The sequence below is a fragment of the Pseudomonas arsenicoxydans genome, assembly GCF_900103875.1.
In the GTDB taxonomy this organism is placed as follows: domain Bacteria; phylum Pseudomonadota; class Gammaproteobacteria; order Pseudomonadales; family Pseudomonadaceae; genus Aquipseudomonas; species Aquipseudomonas arsenicoxydans.
Genome location: NZ_LT629705.1, coordinates 4,718,133 through 4,739,957, shown reverse-complemented (window position 1 = coordinate 4,739,957; position 21,825 = coordinate 4,718,133). Strand labels below are relative to the sequence as shown.

The window sequence follows — 21,825 nt, the reverse complement described above, 5'->3', positions numbered from 1 at the left end:
CAGCCTTCAATTGATGATCAGACAAATCATCCGTAGCACTTGAATCGATACTTTTTTGCACTGGGGTTTGGCGGGGGAGGCTTAGGGGCCAGCCTGCAAGTGATGGCACGACATCGGATATGTACAGGTTTAACCCAAGTTTTGCTCAGTCAACCGTTGCACCGCCAACCGCCGATAGTGAGAAGGGGTCATGCCCTTGAGCTGCTGGAAACGCCGATTGAAGTTCGAAATATTGTTGAAACCCGACTCGAAACACACGTCGGTCACCGGTTTGTCACCATCGGCCAACAGCTCGCAGGACTTGCTGATGCGCAGGCGATTGACGAATTCGATGAAGCAACGTCCGGTAGCCTGCTTGAACACCCGGCTGAAATAAGTCGGTTTCATGCCCAGATGCGCGGCGACTTCCTCCAGCGGTAGCTCCCGGGCGTAGTGGGCAAAGATGTAATCCACCGCCCGGTTGGTGCGATCTATGTTGTGCTCATCGGCCAGTTGCGGCGTCGTGGCTCCCGACAGCAATTGAAAATCATCAGAGGCTGCCAACAGTTCCAGCAGGATGAAGAAGTGCCCGAGGCGGGTCACGCCCTGGGTGTCGGCGATGCGCTGCATCAGGGTCATGGCCTGGCGAATGGTGCGTTTGCAGCGAAACTCGATGCCGTATTGCGCGCGCTCAAGCAACGGGCTGAGGGTTTTGAGTTCAGCAAAGACCTGATGACCGCTTTCGAACAACTCATCTGTGAAGTTGACCAGCATGTCGCGTTTGGGCACCACCTCGTCTTCGGCGACCTGGCTGATCCAGTTATGTGGCAGGTTAGGGCCGGTCAGGAAAAGGCTTTCGGGGTAGAAATTGCCGATGTAGTCGCCGATGAACACCTTGCCGGAGCTGGCGACGATCAGGTGCAGTTCGTACTCCTTGTGAAAGTGCCAGCGCACCAACGGACACGGGAATCCGTGTTGGCGATAGATGATGGACAACCCGTTGTGGTCGTCCATCAATTCGTAGGAGGGGTCGGTGACTCTGGCTGTTCGGGTCATGTCTGGGCGCTTTTTATTGTCATTGCTTCCTGATCATGCCTCTTTCCGAGCGATTAATGCCAGCGTGTAGCACTGCGGCGTCAGGCCGGCGCCCGATCGTGCAGGGCGCTGCCATAGACGGCGTTCATGCTGGTGGCTGTCCAGCAGTAACGAACGATCTCTGACTCATCGAAAAAGTCGGTATTGATGAGGCAGCAGCGAGTGACCCAGTCCCGAGTGGGATCGAACCAGTCATTGATCTGGGCCTTGATGTCTTGAGGTCCTCCCAGAAACGCATAGCTTGTGGCCGATAACGCCCAGAGGAAGGTTTCGAAAGGTGCGTCTTCAAGGGTTTTGGCGATGTGGGTTTTCAGGTCATCGGTGTCGCTGAACCGCTTGTTGATCCACTTGTGCGGGATACGCGGCCAGAAATAACCCTGGTCCAGGTCGGGCTGGGCGGGCGCCGCCAAGACTACCCTGCGGCGAGTGCTGAGCCGCTTGAGTTCTCCCACCGTTTTCAGGGCGTCGGTGGGTGGTATGACCCGTTGTCCGAGTCGGCTCACCAGCAAGGCATTGAATTTTTGATAGTCAAAGGGTTTGGACCCGTCGCCGAGTTGGTGGAAATCCAGCACCAGGAATTCATCCGGGTGACGATCCAGGAACGCTGAAACCGCCGTGATCAGTTCATCGAGGACACGATGGGACTGGTACCCGTTGTGATGAAAATAGAAGATCGACTGGTCGGCACCCTCGGTATACCCGAGGCGGATATCAAATGCCCGTGCACCGTTTGCTAATTGCCAGGCAAATGAATCGTTCTGGCAGGTGGTCCAGTTGCCGACCACCACGTCATAGTTGGGGGCCTGCTTGTCCATGCCTGCATTGTGTGCACCGGGCCAGACAATCTCGGTCAGTTTCAACCGATGAACATCCAGTACGTGACGCATCCAGTTTTGTTTGTCCAGCGTGGTGCCTGCGTTGTGGGTCATGACAGTTCCTTGTCGTTGACTCGCCCCCTCCCTGGGGGCGATGAAGTTCGTGTGGTGTGGTGGCGTTCCACACCCGTAAGAACGATGTTCATGACCCAGCATAGAAGTGCGCGACAGCTTTGCCAGCCATGGAAATAACTGCACAAAAATAGCCCATTGATGGCACCGCGAACTACTTGGCTCGCTTCGCGGCCTTTGTGAGGTTTGCTGTTTGGCAATAGGACACAATATTGCTCTCTTCAATGAAGTCGACATTGATAATGTTGCACAGGATCGCCCAATCGCTATTGTTCGGATCAAACCACTCATTAAGTTGGTCATGGATATCCACCGGACCACCCAGCGCGCTGTAACTCGTCGCCGAAAGCGACCACGGTGCCCATGTGCCTGGCGTGTATCGCAGCACCTTTGTAATGTGCTGCTGCAACTCGGCGACACTGGTGGTGGCGATGCCGGACCATTGATGTTCGATTTGTTTAATGAACACGTTGCTGTCAATTGCCCGGTGCCGCGGCGCAGCGACCACAATGCGCTGACTGGCGCTGAGTTGTTTGAGTTGGCCAAGACTCAAGGCATGATGTTGGCTGGGAATCAGGCGGTGCCGAAAAAAGTGCATCACCATCTTATTGAAGTAGTCAAAATCAAAGGCATCCCCACTCAACTCGTGAAAGTCCAGAATGATGAATTCATTCGGGTTTTCTTGCAAAAACGTTTCCACGTCGTTGAAAAGATGCCCAAACGTACGTCCGTTGCGGTAGCCGTTGTGGTGAATGCACAGCTTGCCCAGGCCCTGCGCACCGGCGTCATAGGTCAAGCGCACGTCAAGCACCCGGGAGCCGTGGCGCAGTTGGGAATAAAACGATTCGTGCTGGCAGGCCAGCCAATGGGCGCCAGGAATCAGCGGCCAGGAGGCCTTCCAGTCGCTGCCAGCATTATGAGTGCCTGGCAGTGTCAACTCAGCGAGTGACAAAGTATCTATGGCTGGCGTAGCGGCCATCCAGTTTTGAGGTGCGTAGTTGTTCTGAACAATGGTGTCCATTCAATGCTTCCTTGCAATATTAAATAGGTGTGGGTGAAGTAGTATCCGTTACTAACTTCGCCAACCCTTTATAAGGAGAAACAGGGAGTTCATCAACAAGGTGTTAATGCAAGATATGTGGTGTCGACGCGCACAGCTTAGAGCGGGACTTTGTTTTTAGCCTCGATCCATTGCGCCATGTATTGCGTACTCTTGTGGTGATGATGGCGCAACATGCTGCCCATAAAGTTATGACTTCTTAGTTGTGCCAAGTGCTGTTGGCAATGCACTAGTTTTTCGATCAGCGCCGGGCCATGTTCGGACTGTCGATAACGATCAGCCAGCAACGTCTGCCCGTGGGATTGGGCTTGCGTCCACAGCGCTTCATCCTTGTACAGCCGCACCGCACAGTCAGCCACTTCGCGAGCCGTGAGGGCCACGGCTCCGGGCCAGGGGTGATTGTCGTGCATCGCTTCGGCACCGATGGGGGTGGTCACGCTGGGCGTGCCGCACAACATGGCGTCGACGATCTTGCCTTTGATGCCTGCACCGAAGCGAAGCGGCGCCAGGCACACACGTGCAGCCGACATCACCTGCAACGCATCTTCTGCCCAGTTCATGACATGAAAACCCTGCGTTGGGTTATGCAGCGCCGTGGCCTTTGGCGGTGTGTAAGCACCGTAGATATGCAACTGAGCCGTGGGCAGTTGCTCGCGAATCAACGGCCAGATGGCTGTTTTCATCCAGAGCACCGCATCCCAGTTCGGTGCGTGGCGAAAGTTGCCGATGCTCAAGAAATGGGCCCGGTCTGCGAATGCCGTCGGCGGCGCAACCGGCATATCGACCATCAGCGGACACCAATGCAATACGTTGCGCGGCAACTTGAACTGCTCGACCAGCAATTCGATTTCCACCTCGGAGATCATCAGGTTTACGTCACACCGGTAAAGCGCCGCGATCTCCCGTTTGGCCAGATCGCTGTCGGCCATCAGTTCGAACTCTTCGCGCAACGCCGGTGCAAACAACTCGCTGAAGTCATTGGCATCGTCGCTGTGTTTCAAACGTTCCTTGAGTCGTTGATGACGAGCGTGTCGCAGGCTTTGCAGATCCGATGTTTCAAGCACTCGCAACGCGTCAGGACAGTGCTTCTCTACCCGCCAACCGAACTGTTCTTCCATCATGAACTGGTCAAACAGGACGATGTCCGGCGCGAGGTCGCTGATAAACGCATCGAAGCTGCTGTTATTCAACTCGATCGGCACTTCGCGGATGCCCAGCGCCGTCAAGTCCGCTCGATGTTCGCCGGTGCCAGCAGGACTGCTGAAAGTGATGTCCCAGCCCTGTTGCAAGAACGTATCGAGGATTTGCATCACATGCCCGCTGGCCGCCGAAGAGCGGGGCTCGGGCCAGACGTAACCAATGACCAGGACTTTGGTTGCGCGGGGCTGACTCATGTAAGGACGTTCCTTGATGCGGGGAAAAGGCGGGGGAGAGAATGAAGGCCGTAATTAAACCACAGCCCACCGTGCTTTTCCGTCCACCGGACCTTTTGGTTAAAGCATGCTTTTAACCTTGTCGCGCAACTGATCAATGGAAAATGGCTTGCCGATCACCTGCATGCCTGCAGGCACCGAAATGCTTTCGGCATAACCGCTGGCGAACAGGATCGGCAGCTCAGGGCGCAACATGCGCGCCTGGGTGGCCAGCTCGCGCCCGTCCATCACCGGCAAGCCGACATCGGTCATCATCAAATCGATGTACTGGTCTTCATCGTTCAGGAACTCAAGGGCTTTCTCGCTGCTATCCGCCTCAAGCACTTTGTACTCCAGCTCTTCCAGCACATCGACAATCAGCATGCGTACGATGGCATCGTCTTCGACGACAAGAATGATGGACGGGTCGGAGGACATAGTGGGGCTCTCAATGATTGGTTTGCGGGTGCCGGACTCACAAAATTGCCGGGCTCTTGCATGAGTAAGTGGCGGATCCCGACAAGTTCCCAACGCTGTACAAAAAAGAATAGCTGTACAAGAGCGCGCAAGGATAACCGCTCCTTTCAGGAGGGCGCAGCTAAAAGAAGCCGTTTACGCGCCTATTGCTCAGAAAATTAGATCAATACGGCCGTTTTGGGGCAAACTCCCTGGTTTTGAACAGTTCGACAAGGCCTTCCCATGACCACGGTGTCTTCGGTTGATGAGCAACGATTTCGCAAACTCCTGAGCCGCAACGTCAGCCTGCCACTGGGCGTCGGTGTCATCAGTGCGGTGTTCTTCGTCTCGCTGATCACTTACTTGTTGTCGGTGATCCAGTGGGTCGAACACACCGACCGGGTGATCAATAACGCCAACGAGGCCGTGAAGCTGACCGTCGATCTGGAAACCGGCATGCGCGGCTTCCTGCTCAGTGGCGATGAGCATTTCCTGGATCCTTACGAGACGGCCAAGCCGAGAATCGCGGTCGCACTCAATACCTTGCTCGAATTGACTGCCGATAACCCGGTGCAGACCGATCGCTTGCGCCGGCTCCAGGCTTTGCAAACGGAATGGGCCACCTACGCGCAATCAATGATCGATTTGCAGCGCAGCAGCGGCGATTACCGCAGCGCGGTCAGGGCCGGTCATGGCAAGCGCCTGACCGATGAGATCCGCAAACAGTTCGAAGACGTGATCGACATGGAGCAGCAGTTGCGCACCGCGCGCAACGAAGAAGTGCGCCGCACCACGATCTGGAGCATCTCGCTGTACCTGTTGTTCATCGCCGCTATCAGCACGTTGCTGGCGTACATCGGTCGCCGGGATCTGCTCAACCTGTCGCAGGATTACAGCGCCAACCTGGCGGCGCAACAATCCGCCGCCTCGCGGCTGGAACAGCAAGCCTGGCTGCGCAATGGCCAGACCGAACTGGCCGAGCAGGTGCTGGGGCAACTGTCGCTCAATGTGCTGGGGCGCAACATTCTGCAATTTTGCGCCCAGTACCTGGGCATTGCGGTGGCCGCTGTTTATGTTCGTGAAGAGCATGGCAGTCTGCGACGCATCGCGTCCTACGGCTTTTCACGCGAACAGGAAGAACGCAATCAGCACATTTACAGTGATGAAGGGATCGTTGGCCAGGTGGCGAGCCAGGCACGCCTGATTCGCCTTGATGCCGTACCGAGCGACTATTTCAAAGTCAGCTCCGGCTTGGGTGAAGGCCTGCCACATAGCGTGCTTGTCGTACCGACCAGCGATGACGACCGGGTTAATGGCGTGATCGAGCTGGGATTCCTGCGACCGCTGACAGAGCGTGACGTTGAGTTGCTCGAACTGATTGCCGGCAACATCGGCACCTCGATCGAGGCCGCACGCTACCGCCAACGCTTGCAGGAAGTGCTGGCCGAGACTCAGCAACTCAACGAGGAGCTGCAAGTCCAGCAGGAAGAGCTCAAGACTGCCAACGAAGAGCTGGAAGAGCAGTCGCGGATTCTCAAGGAGTCCCAGGCGTATCTGGAAACCCAGCAGGTCGAGTTGGAGCAAACCAACGAACAACTGGCCGAGCAGGCGCAGATTCTGGCCGACCAGCGGGATGCGATGGACTTGAAGAACACCGAGCTCAATCAGGCCCAGACTCAGCTTGAAGAGCGCGCCGAAGAGTTGCAGCGCTCCAGCAAGTACAAATCCGAATTTCTCGCCAACATGTCCCACGAACTGCGCACGCCCCTCAACAGTTCGTTGATTCTGGCCAAGTTGCTGGCAGAGAACCCTCAGGAAAATCTCACGGCCGAGCAGGTGAAGTTTGCCGAATCGATTTATTCGGCCGGTAACGACTTGCTCAATCTGATCAATGACATCCTCGATATTTCCAAGGTCGAGGCCGGCAAGCTGGAGATGCGCCCCGAGAACACCAGTGTGGCGCGTCTGGTGGACGGGCTGCGCTCGATGTTCGAGCCGATGGCCACCGACAAGAAGTTGAAGTTTGAGGTCGACTTGCAGCCCGGTTCGCCGATGATGCTGTTCACTGACCGCCAGCGTCTGGAACAAGTCATCAAGAACCTGTTGTCGAACGCGGTGAAATTCACCGAAAAAGGCACAGTCAGCCTGACGGTGGCGTCCCAGCCAAACGAAGGCATCGCCTTTATTGTCCGCGATTCCGGGATCGGCATCGCCGCCGACCAGCAGGAAAGCATTTTCGAAGCCTTCCGCCAGGCCGATGGCACCACCAATCGTCGTTATGGCGGCACCGGCCTGGGCTTGTCGATTTCCCGGGATCTTGCGGCGTTGCTGGGCGGCTCCATCACTGTCACCAGTGAGCCGGGGCAGGGCAGTGTGTTCACGCTGGTCTTGCCGCAGCAGTATGTCGAACCGGGCGATGAGCCGGTCGAGCCGATGCAGGCCTCGCCGGTTGCCGTGACGCCGCGCGTGGCAGCCACTGCGCCTGTGCCGCTGATCGCCGAAGTCGATATTCCACGTTTTGCCGATGACCGCGCCAAGGCGCCGTTCGCCACCCGGTGCATTCTGGTGGTGGAGGATGAGCCGAATTTTGCGCACATCCTTTACGATCTGGCGCACGAGCTGGGTTACCAGTGCCTGGTTGCCCACGGCGCGGACGAGGGGTACGACCTGGCCAAAGAGTACATTCCCGACGCCATTCTGCTGGACATGCGCTTGCCCGATCATTCCGGGCTGACCGTGTTGCAGCGCCTCAAAGAGCACGCCGCAACCCGCCACATTCCGGTGCATGTCATTTCGGTCGAAGATCGGGTCGAAGCTGCCATGCACATGGGCGCTATCGGCTACGCGGTCAAACCGACCACCCGCGAAGAGCTCAAGGACGTGTTTGCCCGCCTCGAAGCCAAGCTGACCCAGAAGGTCAAGCGCGTGCTGCTGGTCGAAGATGACGATTTGCAACGTGACAGCATTGCTCGGTTGATTGGCGATGAGGACATCGAGATCACCGCCGTCGGTTTGGCCCAGGACGCGCTCGAGCAGCTGCGCACAACCAATTTCGACTGCATGATCATCGACCTCAAGCTGCCGGACATGCTCGGCAATGACTTGCTCAAGCAAATGTCCACCGAGGATATCTGCTCATTCCCCCCGGTCATCGTCTACACCGGGCGCAACCTGACGCGGGACGAAGAAACCGAGCTGCGCAAATATTCACGCTCAATCATCATCAAAGGCGCTCGCTCGCCCGAGCGTCTGCTGGATGAGGTCACACTCTTTCTGCACAAAGTCGAATCCAAGCTGTCCCATGAACGGCAAAGGATGCTCAAGACCGCGCGCAGCCGCGACAAGGTCTTCGAGGGTCGAAAAGTGCTGCTGGTGGATGACGATGTGCGCAACATTTTCGCCCTGACCAGCGCGCTGGAGCAGAAAGGCGCAGTCGTGGTCATTGGCCGTAACGGGCGTGAAGCGATTGAGAGATTGAATGAAGTCGAGGACATCGACCTGGTGCTGATGGACGTGATGATGCCGGAGATGGATGGTTATGAAGCCACTATCGAGATCCGCAAGGACCCGCGCTGGCGCAAGTTGCCGATCATTGCGGTGACGGCCAAGGCCATGAAGGACGATCAGGAGCGCTGCCTGCAGGCCGGTTCCAACGATTACTTGGCCAAGCCGATCGACCTGGATCGTCTGTTCTCGCTGATTCGAGTGTGGTTACCGAAGATGGAACGTATTTAAGTGGAGCGCGATTGTTCAGTGGAGCGAAATAGCGAGATCGAATTGCGGTTGTTGATCGAGGCGATCTACCTCAAGTACAGCTATGACTTTCGTGACTATTCCGGCGCATCGATCAAACGCCGGGTCAATCATGCGCTGAGTCAATTCGAGTGCAATACCATTTCGGCCCTGCAAGAAAAAGTGCTGCACGATCCCGCCGCGTTCATGCAATTGCTGCAGTTGCTGACGATTCCGGTCAGTGAAATGTTTCGTGATCCTTCGCATTTCCTGGCGATCCGCAACGAAGTGGTGCCGCTGCTCAAGACCTACCCGTCGATCAAGATCTGGATCGCCGGGTGCAGCACGGGCGAAGAAGTCTATTCGATGGCGATACTGTTGCGCGAAGAGGGCTTGCTCGACCGCACCATCATCTATGCGACTGACATCAATCCGCGTTCGCTGGAGAAAGCCAAGCAAGGGATTTTCTCCATGGAGAATGTCCGCACCTACACTCAGAACTATCAGCAGGCCGGTGGTCAGCGTTCGCTCTCCGATTACTATACGGCGGCGTATGGCTACGCCATTTTTGACAAGAGCCTGTGCGAAAACGTGACGTTCGCCGACCACAGCCTTGCGACCGACAGCGTATTTTCAGAAACTCAATTAATTTCGTGTCGTAACGTTTTGATTTATTTCAATAAAAAGCTTCAAGATCGTGCCTTTGGCCTGTTCCATGAATCCCTCTGCCACCGCGGATTCCTGGTGCTGGGCAGTAAGGAAACCCTGGATTTTTCGGCCTTTGGCAATCAGTTCGAGGCATTGGTCAAACAAGAACGGATTTATCGCAAATCATGAACAGTGCTGCGGGTCTGCCTACTGTGGAAGCGATCGTGATTGGTGCATCGGCCGGAGGTGTCGAAGCGTTGCTGAATATTCTCAGCCCGCTGCGTCAGGGTTTCGTGCTACCGATCATCGTGGTGCTGCACTTGCCTGAAGCACGTCGCAGCCAATTGGCCGAAGTGTTCGCACGGCGAGTCGCCATGCCTGTCCTGGAAGCTATCGACAAAACGCTGGTCGAAGCAGGAACGCTGTATTTCGCAGGTCCCGGTTATCACTTGTCGGTGGAGCAGGATCGCAGTTTCTCCTTGAGCCTGGAGCCCCGCGTGCATCATTCGCGGCCGGCCATCGATTTCCTCTTCGAGTCGGCTGCCGATGCCTACGGTCCGACCCTGGCAGCGGTGCTGTTGACCGGTGCCAACCAAGATGGCGCGCGCGGACTGGCCCAGGTCAAGCAGCGCGGCGGGCTGACCGTCGTGCAGGATCCTGACGAAGCTCAAGTTTCAACCATGCCGCAAGCTGCGCTGGATATACACCAGCCAGACCACATTCTCCCTATACGCGGCATCGGCCGTCTGATTGTCGAGCTGGAACAAATAGTATGCTAAGTAACATCCAAGCCAAACTGCTGATAGTCGACGATCTGCCGGAGAATTTGCTGGCGCTGGAAGCGTTGATCAAGCGTGAAGACCGCATAGTCTACAAAGCCTTGTCCGCCGACGAAGCCCTGTCGTTGTTGCTTCAACACGAATTCGCCATGGCCATTCTCGACGTGCAGATGCCGGGCATGAATGGTTTTGAGCTGGCTGAGTTGATGCGCGGCACGGAGAAGACCAAGAACATCCCGATCGTGTTCGTCAGCGCCGCCGGCCGTGAGCTGAACTACGCGTTCAAAGGTTACGAAAGTGGCGCCGTGGACTTCCTGCACAAGCCGCTGGACATTCATGCGGTCAAGAGCAAGGTCAACGTGTTCGTCGACTTGTATCGCCAGAGCAAGGCGATGAAGCAACAGGTGGAAGCCCTGGAGCAAAGTCGTCGGGAGCAGGAAGCACTGCTCAAGCAATTGCAGGCGACCCAGAATGAGCTCGAACAAGCCGTGCGCATGCGTGACGACTTCATGTCCATCGTCGCCCACGAACTGCGCACGCCGCTCAATGGTCTTATCCTCGAGACCCAGTTACGCAAAATGCACTTGGCCCGGGACAACGCCGCGGCGTTCACCCTGGACAAGATGCACTCAATGGTCGATCGGGACGAGCGGCAGATCAAAAGCCTGATTCGCCTGATCGAGGACATGCTCGATGTGTCGCGAATTCGCACCGGCAAACTGTCGATCCGTACCAGTCGATTCGATCTGGTGCAATTGGTCAGCAATCTGCTGCAAAACTTCGCGCCGCAGATCGATGCTGCCGAGACGTCGGTGACGTTTACCGCCGACCAGCCAGTTGTCGGTAATTGGGACGAATTTCGTATCGAGCAGGTGATCTCGAATCTGCTGACCAACGCATTGCGCTATGGTGGCAAGGATACGATTGATGTTCGCGTGTACACCCAGGACGGCCAGGCGCGGGTCGAGGTTCAGGATCGCGGTATCGGTATCAGCGAAGAGAACCAGAGGCGCATTTTTCAGCAATTCGAACGGGTTTCCGCCAAGACCGTCGTTGCTGGATTGGGTCTGGGATTGTTTATTTCGGAGCAGATTGTCACCGCCCACGGTGGCTCCATTACCGCCGAGAGCCGGATTGGCGAAGGCGCCTTGTTTCGCGTTTGTCTACCGTTGTAGGAAAACAGCCGGATAAACGCAACCTCTGATCGACCTCATGGTCGTATCAGCAGCTATTGACCGAACAAAGGCTTCCCATGAGTGAAGATGCACAAGATGTGGTATTGATCGTCGAGGATGACCCCTCGATCCTGATGGTTTTATCTGCCTATCTTTCGGGGGAAGGGTACCGGGTGTTGCAGGCCGAAAACGGCGAGCAGGCATTCGAGATCCTTGCGAGCAAACCGCACCTGGACATGATGATCACCGACTTCCGTCTGCCTGGCGGGATTTCTGGCGTTCAGATCGCTGAGCCAGCGGTGAAGTTGCGACCGGAGCTCAAAGTGATTTTCATCAGTGGTTATCCGCAGGAAATCCGTGAGACCGACAGTCCGATCACGCGCAAGGCACCGATCCTTGGCAAGCCGTTCGATCTGGATGTGTTGCAAGAACTCATGCAGGAAATGCTTTCCTGAATATCCCCGAAGCCCCGATTGTCGGGGCTTTCAGATTCTGATCATCTCGCGCACTTTGGCCGTCAGCAGGTCGAAGGTAAACGGCTTGGTGATCAGCTGCATGCCCGGGTCGAGAAAACCTCCACGTACCGCGGCATGTTCGGCGTAACCGGTGATGAACAACACTTTCAGATCAGGCCGGTATTGGCGCCCGATTTCCGCCAGTTGCCGGCCATTCATCCCTGGCAACCCCACATCGCTGATCAACAGGTCGATACGCTGGCCCGAATCCAGAATCGGCACCGCGCTGTCGGCATCGCCGGCTTCCACGAAGGCATAACCCAATTCACTCAGTACCGCGCTGACCAGCACGCGTACCGCCGGATCGTCCTCGACGATCAGCACCGTTTCACCTTCTTGGGCATGGGGCATGTGAGCGACATCCATTTGCGTGTCCTCATCCAGCTCGCCCCAGTAGCGCGGTAGATACAGGCTCACCGTAGTGCCGTTGCCCACTTCACTCTGGATGGTGACGTGACCGCGAGACTGCTTGCTGAACCCGTAGATCATCGACAACCCCAACCCCGTTCCCTGGCCGATCGGCTTGGTCGTGAAGAACGGATCAAAGGCTCGGCTGATGGTGCTTTCCGGCATGCCGCAACCAGTATCGGTGACTCGCATGACAACGTAATCACCCGGCTGCAGATTGCCATTAGCCTGGGCGAAGGTCGTGTCCAGTTGCTCGTTGGAGGTGCTGACCACCAGTTTCCCGCCCTCAGGCATGGCATCACGGGCATTGAGCACCAGGTTGAGCAGGGCGCTTTCGAGTTGGTTGGGGTCGGCCTCGGCCACCCACAGATTGTCGTCCAGCTGCATGTCCAAATGAATGCTTTCATTGAGGCTGCGCTGCAGGAGCTCGCCCATGGACACCACGAGGGTGTTCATTTTCACTGGCTTGGAGTCCAGCGACTGGCGACGGGAAAACGCCAGCAGACGATGGGTCAGGCCCGCCGCACGGTTGGCGGATGTCACCCCAAGATCGATCAGGCCGTCCAGGTCATCGGTGCGACCTCGGGCCAGGCGTCGACGCAGTAGCTCAAGACTGCCGATGATACCGGTCAGCATGTTATTGAAGTCATGAGCGATGCCGCCGGTAAGTTGGCCGACCGCTTCCATTTTCTGCGACTGCCTGAGCGCTTCTTCATTGTGGCGCAATTGGGCGGTACGCTCTTCGACCTGTTGTTCGAGGGTTTCGAGCGTGGTTTGCAGACGCAGTTCGCTTTCAGTCAGGTCGATCATCCGGTCCCTGGCTTCGTACTGTCGTCGTCGGCCCCGCAGCGCCGTGGTGACCAGGCTGATCAACGTCACTGGATGAAACGGGCGCTCAAGGAAGGTCACGTTACCGAGCTGCGGGCCGAATCGCGAAGCGGGATTTTGCTCAGGGCCACCGTGGTGGGTCAGCAGGACGATCGGCAAATCCGACCAGGCTGGTTGTGCTTCGATCAGACCCAGCAGAGGGGCCAGGTCACAACCCAATAGCGCTTCTGAGGAAATCACCAGCAGGCCGGCGCCTCGTGCCAGTTCGTCGCACAACGTGATCAGGTCGCGGGCCACAAGGCCTTCGAAGCCCGCCTCGTTGAGCATCATCAGCGCAATCTGGCTGTCGCGTCCCAGCGGCGCGAGAATGATCGCGCGCTCGGACTTCGCTTCGACACTATTCACCGGGCATCATCCTTGAGTAGCGGCTGGCTTGCGCCGAGGTAGGTCGGCACGCCACGTAATACACCCTGAAAAGCATCCAGTGGCTCACCAATCGTCATGCCGCGGGTACCGATGCGGTATTCGCGAATGGTCGATTCGTGGCTGCCGGTACGTTTCTTGATGATCGAGATCGCCCGGCGAACCTTGCCCAGGGCTTCGAAGTAACGCAAAAGAATCACCGTGTCAGCCAGATAAGTAATGTCGACCGGGGCTTGCATGTCACCGACCAGACCATGCTGAGCCACGGTCATGAACGTCGCCGCGCCTCGACGATTGAGGTACAGCAGCAACTCATGCATGTGCAGTACCAGCGCGTTTTCCTCGGGCATCGCGGCCTGATAGCCGTTGATGCTGTCAATCACCACTGTTTTGATTGCTTGCTCATCGACACAACGACGAACCCGGTGTGAGAACTCGCCGGGGGACAGCTCGGCGGCGTCGACTTGTTCGATCAGTAAATTGCCAGTGTCTTGCAGGGCCTTCAAATCGATACCCATGTTTTTCATGCGCTCAAACAGCAGGCCCAGCTCTTCGTCGAAGATGAACAGCGCGGATTTTTCACCTCGCGCCACGGCGGCCGCGGCGAAGATCATCGAAATCAACGATTTGCCAGTACCGGCCGGGCCCAGAATCAGCGTGCTGGAGCCGGTCTCGATACCGCCGCCGAGCAGGGCGTCCATTTCCTTGATCCCGCTGGTCAGCTGCTGGCGGGTGTATCCGCCTCGGTGTTCAGCCGCCACCAGGCGAGGGAATACATGCACGCCGTCGCCCATGATGGTGAAGTCATGGTAACCGCCACGGTATTTCTGTCCGCGGTATTTCACCACGCGGATCCGCCGCCGTTCCGCGCCATAGTTGGGCGTCAGCTCTTCAAGGCGGATCACGCCGTGTGCAACGCTGTGCACGGTTTTGTCGAGGGATTCGGTGGTCAGGTCATCAAGCAGTAGAACCGTGGCGTCGTAGCGCACGAAGTAGTGCTTGATTGCCAGAATCTGCCGGCGATAACGCAGGGAGCTCTGGGCCAGAAGACGGATTTCGGAAAGACTGTCGAGGACCACTCGGGTCGGTTTGACCCGCTCGACCACTTCGAATATCTGCTTGGTGGCCTCACCCAACTCAAGGTCGGAGGAGTAGAGCAGGCTCTGCTGATGCTCGGCGTTGAGCAGGCTTTCAGGCGGTGTCAGCTCGAAAATGTGGATGTTCTCGTCCAGGTCCCAGCCGTGGGACAACGCGCCTTGGCGCAGTTCGCGCTCAGTCTCCGACAGGGTGATGTACAACGAGCGCTCGCCGGCACGAGCGCCGGCCAGCAGAAAATGCAAAGCGACCGTGGTTTTGCCGGTTCCGGGTTCACCCTCTAGCAAAAACACATGACCTCGGGACAACCCGCCGGCCAGGATGTCATCCAGACCCTCTATACCGGTGGCGGCTTTTGCACTGAACAGCTCGTTAGATGTAGACAAAAAAAACCCTCTCATGACTAGGGGAAGCGAGGCAGCAGGCCTGAGGTGCCTGAATGTACTGCCTGATCACTTGACCTTTTGCCGTGGCGACGGTTCAACCTTTTGTGCCTGTCTGTGAGTGGCCGGGCTTAAAAATCGATTAGAGTCCTTGCTGCAACACCGGGTCGTCCGGGTTGAGCTGCTCCAGCTGCGCCAGCAAAATCTGCACGTTCTGCAACTGGCCGCTTTCCTTCCAGTAATTGATCAGCAACACCCGCGCCTTGCGGTCGGCCGGGTGGCGCTGGACGATCTCCTGCAACTGCTTTTGCGCAGCCTCCAGCTCTTGCTCGTCGTGCAAAGTGGTGGCCAGGTCGTAACGATAGTCCTTGTTGCCGGGCTCGATCTCTACGGCTTTCGAGAGCCCCAACAAAGCAAATTCGCTTTGCCCGTGATGCAACAACCATAGGCCCAGCGCATGTTGAAGGTAGGCTGAGTCGGGCTGCGCCTTTAACTGTTTCGCCAGTAATTGCTGGGCTGCATCGCTTTGGCCTTGCTTATCCAGTACCTCAATCTGCATGACCAATGCCGGCAGATTCGCCGGATCCAGCTGCAAGGTGCGGTCCAGTGCCTGCTGCGCCTCTTTCAATTCGGCGTTGTGCAGGTGCAGCCGGGCCAGTTGGTATTGGGTTTCGGCGCTTTCGGTTTGGCTCTGCAGGACCCGTTCCCAGGCATCGATGGCTTGTTGCAGTGGCCCGAAATACAAGCCCAGGTCATCCGGCGACAAGCCCAGCAAGGCGTTGATTGCAGCAAAGCGTACGCTTTGCTCGCTGTCCTCCAGCAACGGCCCGATCAACAGGCTGCGCTGCCCGTTGGGAACCAGCCCACTGATGCTCTTGATCGCTGCCACGCGGACTTCTGGGGAAGGGTTTTGCAAGTCTGCATCGGCCAGTTTCAGGGCTTGCGGGCTCGGGTAATTGGGCAGTTCAGCATGCAGCCAGATACGGCGCTTGGCCGATAGATCGGGGCGAGCCAGTTGCTGATACAACACCCGCGCGGCGCCGGGTTGCCCGGCACGTGCCTGGGTCAGCGCTTCGCTATAGCCGCGCTTGATGGCCTCCGGCACCACCGGGGCAGGCGTGCGCAGGAAGAACCAGGCAAGGACAATGGCGAGCAGGACACAAAGGCTGATGAGCGCGTAGCGGCGGGACTGGGACATGCAGGAATCCGGGAGCTGGCAGCGTGTGCAAAGCCGTCAGCTTCGGTCAGGTGGGGCTGTGAGTCAAACCCTGACTCGGTTCAATTGCGACGATTTTGCCTACAGGTCGTGTCGACATTGAAACCCGTCGCGGCGCCGAAGCAGTGACTACGCTTGCTGGAGATAACTCCACGAGTATTTCCATGCAACCGTTTCTGCAGTACTTCAAAGCTATGCTCAACCCCGGGCCGGGGGTGCTGCTGTTCGCGTTGAGAACCATCGCCGCCGGGTTGCTGACGCTGTACCTGGCCTTTCTGTTCGACCTTGACCAGCCCAAGTGGTCGATCATGGCGGTGGTCATTGTCAGCCAGCCATTGGCTGGTATGGCTCTGGCCCGCAGTTTTGGCCAAGTCATTGGCACCACTCTGGGCGCGGCTGTTGCGGTGTTGATCATGGCGATTTTTCCCCAGGCGCCGCTGCCTTTCATTATCACGTTGGGGTTGTGGTTGGCGTTGTGTACGGCTGGCGGCACCTTATTGCGCTACACCAGCTCCCAAGCGTTTGTGCTGAGCGGTTACACGGCGGTGGTGGTCGCCTTGCTGGCGATGCCTGATCAGGAGGGCACGTTCCTGCTGGCTGTCACGCGTGTCACCGAGACGCTGCTGGCGGTCGCCTGCGTCTGCGTCGTCAGCCTGCTGACTGCTCGCCCGGAGGCCGTGGCCCGGGACTATTTTGCCAAGATCGATCAGGTCATCAAACTGCTGGCGACCCATGCTGCCGCCGTCATCCGCACCGAGGAAAGCGAGGCGGATTTTCATCGGCGGCAGATGCAATTACTCGGTGCGATCAGCGCGCTGGAAGGGGTTCGCCGGCATCTGTATTACGATGCACCACGCCTGCGCAGCGCTAATGAGCTGGTGCAGTTGCTGGGCAATCAACTGGTGCTGCTGACCTCGCGCCTGACGGCGCTGCGCCACCAGCGGGAATTGCTGACCGAGCGCTGGGAGGGTGCATTGCCGCTGGAAATTCAGCACCTGCGTGCCGAAGAACTGGCCTTTCTTGATGATCTGGCAGTGCAGGGGCGCTCGTTATCGGCCGAGGCGCGGCATCATTTTTCGGCGTTGCAACAGCGTTTCGATGACCAGGCCTACAAGGCCGAGCAACTGACCGAAACGATGCCGGCCACGCTGCGGTCACTGGCCTGGGCGCTGCGCTGGGAACAGGCGCGGATGCTGGAACAACTGGGGCAGATCCTGGAGCTGAGCGACGCGATCCAGGAGGGACGGCAAGCCAGTTGCGTGTTCCGCGGCCAGGACAACCCGCTGCACCTGGATTTCACCTTGGCGGCGATGAACGCCATCCGCGCATTCAGCGCCTTGATGGTCGCGGGGCTGATCTGGATCGAAACCGCGTGGGATGGCGCTCGCGGCGGGATGATCGTGGTCGGGATTCTCTGCTCGCTGATGGCGACGTTCCCACGGCCGTTGCTGGCCAGCCAAAGTTTCGCCCGGGGGCTGGCGCTGGCCCTGGTGGTGTCGGCCCTGTACCTGTTCTTGCTGGTTCCAATGATCAGCGATTTCGAGTTGCTCGCCTTGTTATTGGCCCCGTTGCTGTATGCCGTCGCGGTAGGGCTGTCCAGTCCGCCCACCACGGGCACGGGCATCGGGCTGGGGCTGACCACGATGTTGTTGCTAGGCCCGCAAAATGTGGGCGTTGGCCAAAACACCGCGATTGCGTGGTTCGAGTTCGCCGGTGCGTATATCTGCGCCGCGACGCTGGCATTGAGTGTCTATGCGCTGATCTTTCCGTTCCGGCCCGATCTGCGGATTCGCCGACTGTTCAAGGAGAACTGTGAGCAGGTCTACGCTTTGCTGAAGACCCCGGCGACCGATGAACAGCAGTTCGCCTTTGAAAGTCGCATGGTCGATCGCCTGACCATGATGTTGGGACTGTTGCCTGCGACCCAGAACAAACAATCCGGCGAGCTGTTCGAGGTCAGCCTGGGGTGCATGGCGCTGGGTGTGGCGTTGAACCAGCTCAGGCAACAGGGGGACGGCAATACGTTACTCAGTACCGAACAACAGAACCGCCTGATGGCCGCCGTCCGTGAGACCGGGCGATTGATCGCCGGGCGACCCGGAATTGACCTCAACCTGCTGCTCGCCAACCTGCATGCCTTGGGCGATGAAATGGACGATCTGCAGCTGGTGGTTCATGAGCACCTGTGGTCGGTGTTCAGGATGCGCGTGGCGCTGCTGATCGTGGTGTCGTTTCTGCAGCGGCATCGCCAACAATTTCAACCTGCCGAACCCAAAGGAGTGCCGGCCCTTGCCCATTGATCTGGAAATAGGCGGCGTGTACCTGCCACCGATCGCCCAGGCCCTGTTGCTGGCCTTGCCGATTTTCCTGCTGCTGGACTGGATCCTGCGCCGCTTGGGTGTGCTGAGTTTCGTCTGGCATGAAGCCCTGTTCGAGGGCGCGTTATATGTCTGTGTATGCGCCACCCTGATTCTGGTGATGGGAGCCTGATGCCTTGAAGAAGATCCTTGCCCGATTGACGACCGTTGTGGTGGTGCTGCTGGCCTTCGTCCTCGGCTGGTACGCCTGGGAGCATTACACCCGCGCGCCCTGGACTCGCGATGCACGGGTTCGGGCCGATGTGGTGACCTTGTCCGCCGATGTCTCGGGGCGCATCGTCAGCCTGACAGTGCATGACAACCAGCATGTCGATAAAGGTCAGCTGTTGCTGGAGATCGACCCGGCTCGCTACAGGCTGGCGGTGGAACGTGCCAAGCGTTCGGTGGAGGTGGCGAAAGCCTCTTTGGGGCAGTCCGAAGCGACCATTGTCTCCAGCCAGGCGCTGCTCAGGCAGCGTGAGAGCGAAGAGCGCCGGCGCCGCACGCTCAAGGAGCGTGCGGCGATCTCTGGCGAGGAGTGGGAAAAGTCCAGCACGGACGTAGCCGTGGCCCAGGCTGAGTTGTTGCGCAACCAGGCCAACCTCGGTTTGGCCCAGGCTAACGTGCAACTGGCCATCGCCGCGTTGACCCAGGCCGAACTCGACTTGCAGCGCACCCGGGTCGAGGCGCCCGTCAGCGGTTACGTTACCAACCTGCTCACCCGCCAGGGTGACTATGCCGCCGCCGGTGGCGCGTTGTTGGCGTTGGTGGATAGCGACTCGTTTTATGTCAGTGGCTACTTCGAAGAAACCAAGCTGCCGCGCATAGAGGAGGGCGATCGCGTCAGGATCGAATTGATGAGCGGCGAGACGTTTGGCGGCACCGTCCAAAGCATCGCCTTTGCCATCGCCGACCGGGAGAACCTGCCCGGCGGACGATTGCTGGCAAACATCAATCCCAGTTACACCTGGGTCAAACTGGCGCAACGGGTGCCGGTGAGAATTCAGATTGACGCCGACTATGTCGCTAAAAATCGCCTGCGTGCCGGGACCACGGCCACCGTGACCGTCATGGAAGACCACAAATCTCAAGACCAACCTTAGCCATCCCACCGAATCCCGGGAAACGCAGATTTTATTGCCCGACGAAGTAGTAATGCTGTTTCCCAACCATCATGGGTTTGAGCACTTTCAAGGGCGCGGGTGGTTCGGCATCGGCAGCCATGACCGCTACATTGGAGGGCGACGCCGTCAGAAACTCATGCAGCTGCGCCTCGGTATCCAGTCCTTTGAGCACGCGGCGGGTATAGAACACGCTGGCGCCGCCCAGGCGTTCGTTGGCTTGATACAGTGCGACTTGCTGACCGTTGGCTTGCAGGGTCCGGATCTGCTCGGTCAGTGGCAGGAACGACAATGTGCGGTCGGCGTGGGGTAGCGCCCATTGTGCGGCGGCGAGGTAGCCGCCGATCACCACCGCCAGCGTGCCAAACGCGACGCTGCGGCGATGGCGGGTAACGCTGGCTGCCAGGGTGGATACGTCTTGCCGAGCCTTCAGTTTTGCGTAAAGGACGCTCGCGTACTCGGCGGCGATGACGGCCGCCGCCGGCGTCAGCGACATCAGGTATACCGTGCGTTTACTTGAAGCCAACGTCAGCATGACGAACTGCGCCAGTATCCATAGGGTGAAGAACAACAGGTAACGATTGGCCATCAGGCTTTTGCGGAAATGCCACAACCCCAGGTACACCAGAATGTTCCAGGGCAAAAACGCCTCGGGCAGTTTGGCCAGGTAGTAGTAGAACGGTTCGTGATGACCGGCTTCCACGAAGGAGCCACTGAAGCGTCCGACGCTATTGGTCAGTAGCACTTGCGTCACGGCCTGGATGCCGTCGCGTTGATACAGCAGTGCCAGCCAGATCATCAAGGGCAGCAAACCCAGCAGCGTCAGCAGGCCCGGACGTAGCCAGTGCGAGAGGTACAGGCGCTTGTCCATCAGGCTTTCGGCCAGCAAAAAGGCGAAGATCACCACCCCGGGCATCGCCAGTCCCAGGATGCCTTTGCTCAAGGTGGCGATGGCGATGCCCAGGGTAAACAACAACGCGTTGCCGGGACTCGATTGCCGATGTCCCTGGAAGAACGCCAGCAGCGCCAGCGTCACGCCGAGGGCGAGCAACGCGTCTTCGCCGACGCCACGCACATTGCTCCAGTAACTGGCCATGGTCGCCAACAGCAATGCCGCGGTCCAGGCCAGTGCTGTTGGCCGGCCCAAGCGTCGCAGCATCGCGAACAACAGCATCACGCTGAGCAAACCGGCACAGGCCGAGGTCAGGCGTACCGCCCACGGCGTGCCGCCGAATGCGCCGATCGCCTCGGCGTCGAGCCACAGGCTCAGGGGTGGTTTTTCCAGGAAGGGTTCACCGAACAGGCGGGGTGTTACCCAGTCTTTGTCCAGGTGCATTTCCATGGCAATGCCGGCGACCCGCGCCTCGGTGGAACCTTGCAGTTGGTGATTGCCCAGGGCGAAGAAAAACAGCAGCGCGGCGAGCAAGAACAGTGAGGAAGTAGAGCGCGACATGGGCTTTCGGAGACCAGGGAGGGATTGCGGACCCCGAGCATACGAAGCGAATCCTTAACAAAGCGTGAACGAGGCGTGAAAGCTTAGGAAAGTTGTCTTGCCCAGTACTGATCAGGGTCTATATAGACCTTGCTGGCCAGTGCCGTCAGCACATGATCCTGCCAGCGCCCACCGATGTTCAGGTACGCCTTGGCATAACCTTCGCGCTCGAAGCCCAGACGCTCCAGCAACCGGGCGCTACGCTCGTTGCCGGGGATGTAGTTGGCCATGATCCGGTGCAAGTTCATGGTTTCGAACATGTAGCGGATGCCCCCTTGCAGGGCTTCATGCATCAAACCCAGGCCCTGGCGGGAATGGTCGATGTGGTAGCCGAGGTAGCACGCCTGAAATGCCCCCCGGATGATGCCGCTGAAATTGCACGCACCGATCATTTGCTCGCTGTCGCGATCCAGCACCGCAAAGTGCACTGCATAGCCGTCTTTAAAGGCCAAGGCCTGCTGTTCCAGGCGCGAGCGGATTTTTTCGGGCGTGTAGTAATCGTCGGGCCGAACCGGCGACCACGGGGCGAGGTGAGCCTGGTTGCGCTGGTAGAAGTCGCTTTCCAGCGGGGCCTGGCTGGGGCTGAGGATCGCCAGCGTCACGCGTTTGCACGGCAGGGAGAGGATTGTCATTGGGTGCTCCGGATTACGGTGGACGATGACTAATCTACAGGCAAAAAAAAGCCCCGCGACCGAATGAGGCAC

Annotated in this window: 18 protein-coding genes; 8 read left to right on the top strand and 10 right to left on the bottom strand. The window is 58.2% G+C overall.

All coding sequences use genetic code 11. The features are described 5' to 3' along the window. Nucleotides 1-129: 129 nt before the first annotated feature. The 5 genes from BLQ41_RS22110 to BLQ41_RS22090 form a co-directional block, all read right to left on the bottom strand. Nucleotides 130-1,035 (bottom strand): AraC family transcriptional regulator, encoded by a 906-nt coding sequence (locus tag BLQ41_RS22110; RefSeq protein WP_090184316.1) that lies wholly within the window; start codon nt 1,033-1,035, stop codon nt 130-132. Between the two features lie 80 nt (nt 1,036-1,115). Then, nucleotides 1,116-2,003 (bottom strand): PI-PLC domain-containing protein, encoded by an 888-nt coding sequence (locus BLQ41_RS22105; protein ID WP_090184312.1) that lies wholly within the window; start codon nt 2,001-2,003, stop codon nt 1,116-1,118. A 172-nt stretch (nt 2,004-2,175) separates the two neighbouring features. Beyond that, nucleotides 2,176-3,042, bottom strand: coding sequence for a PI-PLC domain-containing protein (locus BLQ41_RS22100; protein WP_090184309.1), 867 nt, complete (start codon nt 3,040-3,042; stop codon nt 2,176-2,178). Nucleotides 3,043-3,179: 137 nt separating this feature from the next. Continuing rightward, the gene (locus tag BLQ41_RS22095; RefSeq protein WP_090184306.1) at nt 3,180-4,475 is read right to left on the bottom strand and encodes a glycosyltransferase; all 1,296 of its coding nucleotides are present in this window, start codon (nt 4,473-4,475) and stop codon (nt 3,180-3,182) included. Between the two features lie 99 nt (nt 4,476-4,574). Beyond that, the gene (locus BLQ41_RS22090) at nt 4,575-4,931 is read right to left on the bottom strand and encodes a response regulator (RefSeq protein ID WP_090184303.1); all 357 of its coding nucleotides are present in this window, start codon (nt 4,929-4,931) and stop codon (nt 4,575-4,577) included. Between the two features lie 261 nt (nt 4,932-5,192). On the opposite strand from BLQ41_RS22090, the gene BLQ41_RS22085 reads away from it, so the two are divergent. The 5 genes from BLQ41_RS22085 to BLQ41_RS22065 all read left to right on the top strand — a co-directional run bounded on the left by BLQ41_RS22085 (nt 5,193) and on the right by BLQ41_RS22065 (nt 11,738). Further along, nucleotides 5,193-8,684 (top strand): response regulator, encoded by a 3,492-nt coding sequence (locus tag BLQ41_RS22085; RefSeq protein ID WP_090184300.1) that lies wholly within the window; start codon nt 5,193-5,195, stop codon nt 8,682-8,684. Beyond that, complete coding sequence (locus BLQ41_RS22080; protein ID WP_090184297.1) at nt 8,685-9,518, top strand: CheR family methyltransferase; 834 nt, start codon at nt 8,685-8,687, stop codon at nt 9,516-9,518. Continuing rightward, nucleotides 9,515-10,108, top strand: coding sequence for a chemotaxis protein CheB (locus BLQ41_RS22075; RefSeq protein ID WP_090184293.1), 594 nt, complete (start codon nt 9,515-9,517; stop codon nt 10,106-10,108). Before BLQ41_RS22080 ends, BLQ41_RS22075 begins: the two co-directional genes overlap by 4 nt. Beyond that, entirely contained in the window at nt 10,102-11,283 is a 1,182-nt protein-coding gene (locus tag BLQ41_RS22070) for a hybrid sensor histidine kinase/response regulator (RefSeq protein ID WP_090184290.1), read from the top strand. The genes BLQ41_RS22075 and BLQ41_RS22070 overlap by 7 nt, the downstream gene beginning before the upstream one ends. Nucleotides 11,284-11,360: 77 nt before the next feature. After that, nucleotides 11,361-11,738: a response regulator gene (locus BLQ41_RS22065; protein ID WP_059405185.1), complete on the top strand. Its 378-nt coding sequence runs from the start codon at nt 11,361-11,363 to the stop codon at nt 11,736-11,738. Nucleotides 11,739-11,768: 30 nt separating this feature from the next. Here BLQ41_RS22065 and BLQ41_RS22060 read toward each other — a convergent pair whose 3' ends face one another. The 3 genes from BLQ41_RS22060 to BLQ41_RS22050 all read right to left on the bottom strand — a co-directional run bounded on the left by BLQ41_RS22060 (nt 11,769) and on the right by BLQ41_RS22050 (nt 16,133). Beyond that, nucleotides 11,769-13,439 carry an ATP-binding protein gene (locus BLQ41_RS22060; RefSeq protein WP_090184287.1) on the bottom strand — a complete coding sequence of 557 codons (1,671 nt, stop codon included), beginning with the start codon at nt 13,437-13,439 and terminating at the stop codon, nt 11,769-11,771. Further along, nucleotides 13,436-14,938 (bottom strand): ATPase domain-containing protein, encoded by a 1,503-nt coding sequence (locus BLQ41_RS22055; protein ID WP_090184284.1) that lies wholly within the window; start codon nt 14,936-14,938, stop codon nt 13,436-13,438. Before BLQ41_RS22055 ends, BLQ41_RS22060 begins: the two co-directional genes overlap by 4 nt. Before the next feature lie 139 nt (nt 14,939-15,077). After that, a complete protein-coding gene (locus BLQ41_RS22050; protein ID WP_090184281.1) occupies nt 15,078-16,133 on the bottom strand; it encodes a tetratricopeptide repeat protein in 1,056 nt (351 codons plus the stop codon). A gap of 182 nt (nt 16,134-16,315) precedes the next feature. Here BLQ41_RS22050 and BLQ41_RS22045 point away from each other — a divergent pair, with 182 nt between their 5' ends. The 3 genes from BLQ41_RS22045 to BLQ41_RS22035 are packed head-to-tail and all read left to right on the top strand — an operon-like array spanning nt 16,316 to nt 19,611. Continuing rightward, complete coding sequence (locus BLQ41_RS22045; protein WP_090184278.1) at nt 16,316-18,451, top strand: FUSC family protein; 2,136 nt, start codon at nt 16,316-16,318, stop codon at nt 18,449-18,451. Further along, nucleotides 18,441-18,641, top strand: coding sequence for a DUF1656 domain-containing protein (locus BLQ41_RS22040; RefSeq protein WP_090184275.1), 201 nt, complete (start codon nt 18,441-18,443; stop codon nt 18,639-18,641). The genes BLQ41_RS22045 and BLQ41_RS22040 overlap by 11 nt, the downstream gene beginning before the upstream one ends. Nucleotides 18,642-18,645: 4 nt before the next feature. Continuing rightward, the gene (locus tag BLQ41_RS22035; RefSeq protein WP_090184271.1) at nt 18,646-19,611 is read left to right on the top strand and encodes an HlyD family efflux transporter periplasmic adaptor subunit; all 966 of its coding nucleotides are present in this window, start codon (nt 18,646-18,648) and stop codon (nt 19,609-19,611) included. A 31-nt stretch (nt 19,612-19,642) separates the two neighbouring features. Here the strand turns inward: BLQ41_RS22035 and BLQ41_RS22030 are convergent, their stop codons facing one another. Together BLQ41_RS22030 and rimJ are read right to left on the bottom strand one after the other, a co-directional pair. Continuing rightward, nucleotides 19,643-21,082, bottom strand: a complete 1,440-nt coding sequence (locus tag BLQ41_RS22030) for an ArnT family glycosyltransferase (RefSeq protein WP_090184268.1) — start codon at nt 21,080-21,082, stop codon at nt 19,643-19,645. 83 nt (nt 21,083-21,165) lie between these two features. Continuing rightward, a complete protein-coding gene (gene rimJ, locus BLQ41_RS22025; RefSeq protein ID WP_090184266.1) occupies nt 21,166-21,753 on the bottom strand; it encodes a ribosomal protein S5-alanine N-acetyltransferase in 588 nt (195 codons plus the stop codon). Nucleotides 21,754-21,825: the final 72 nt, after the last annotated feature.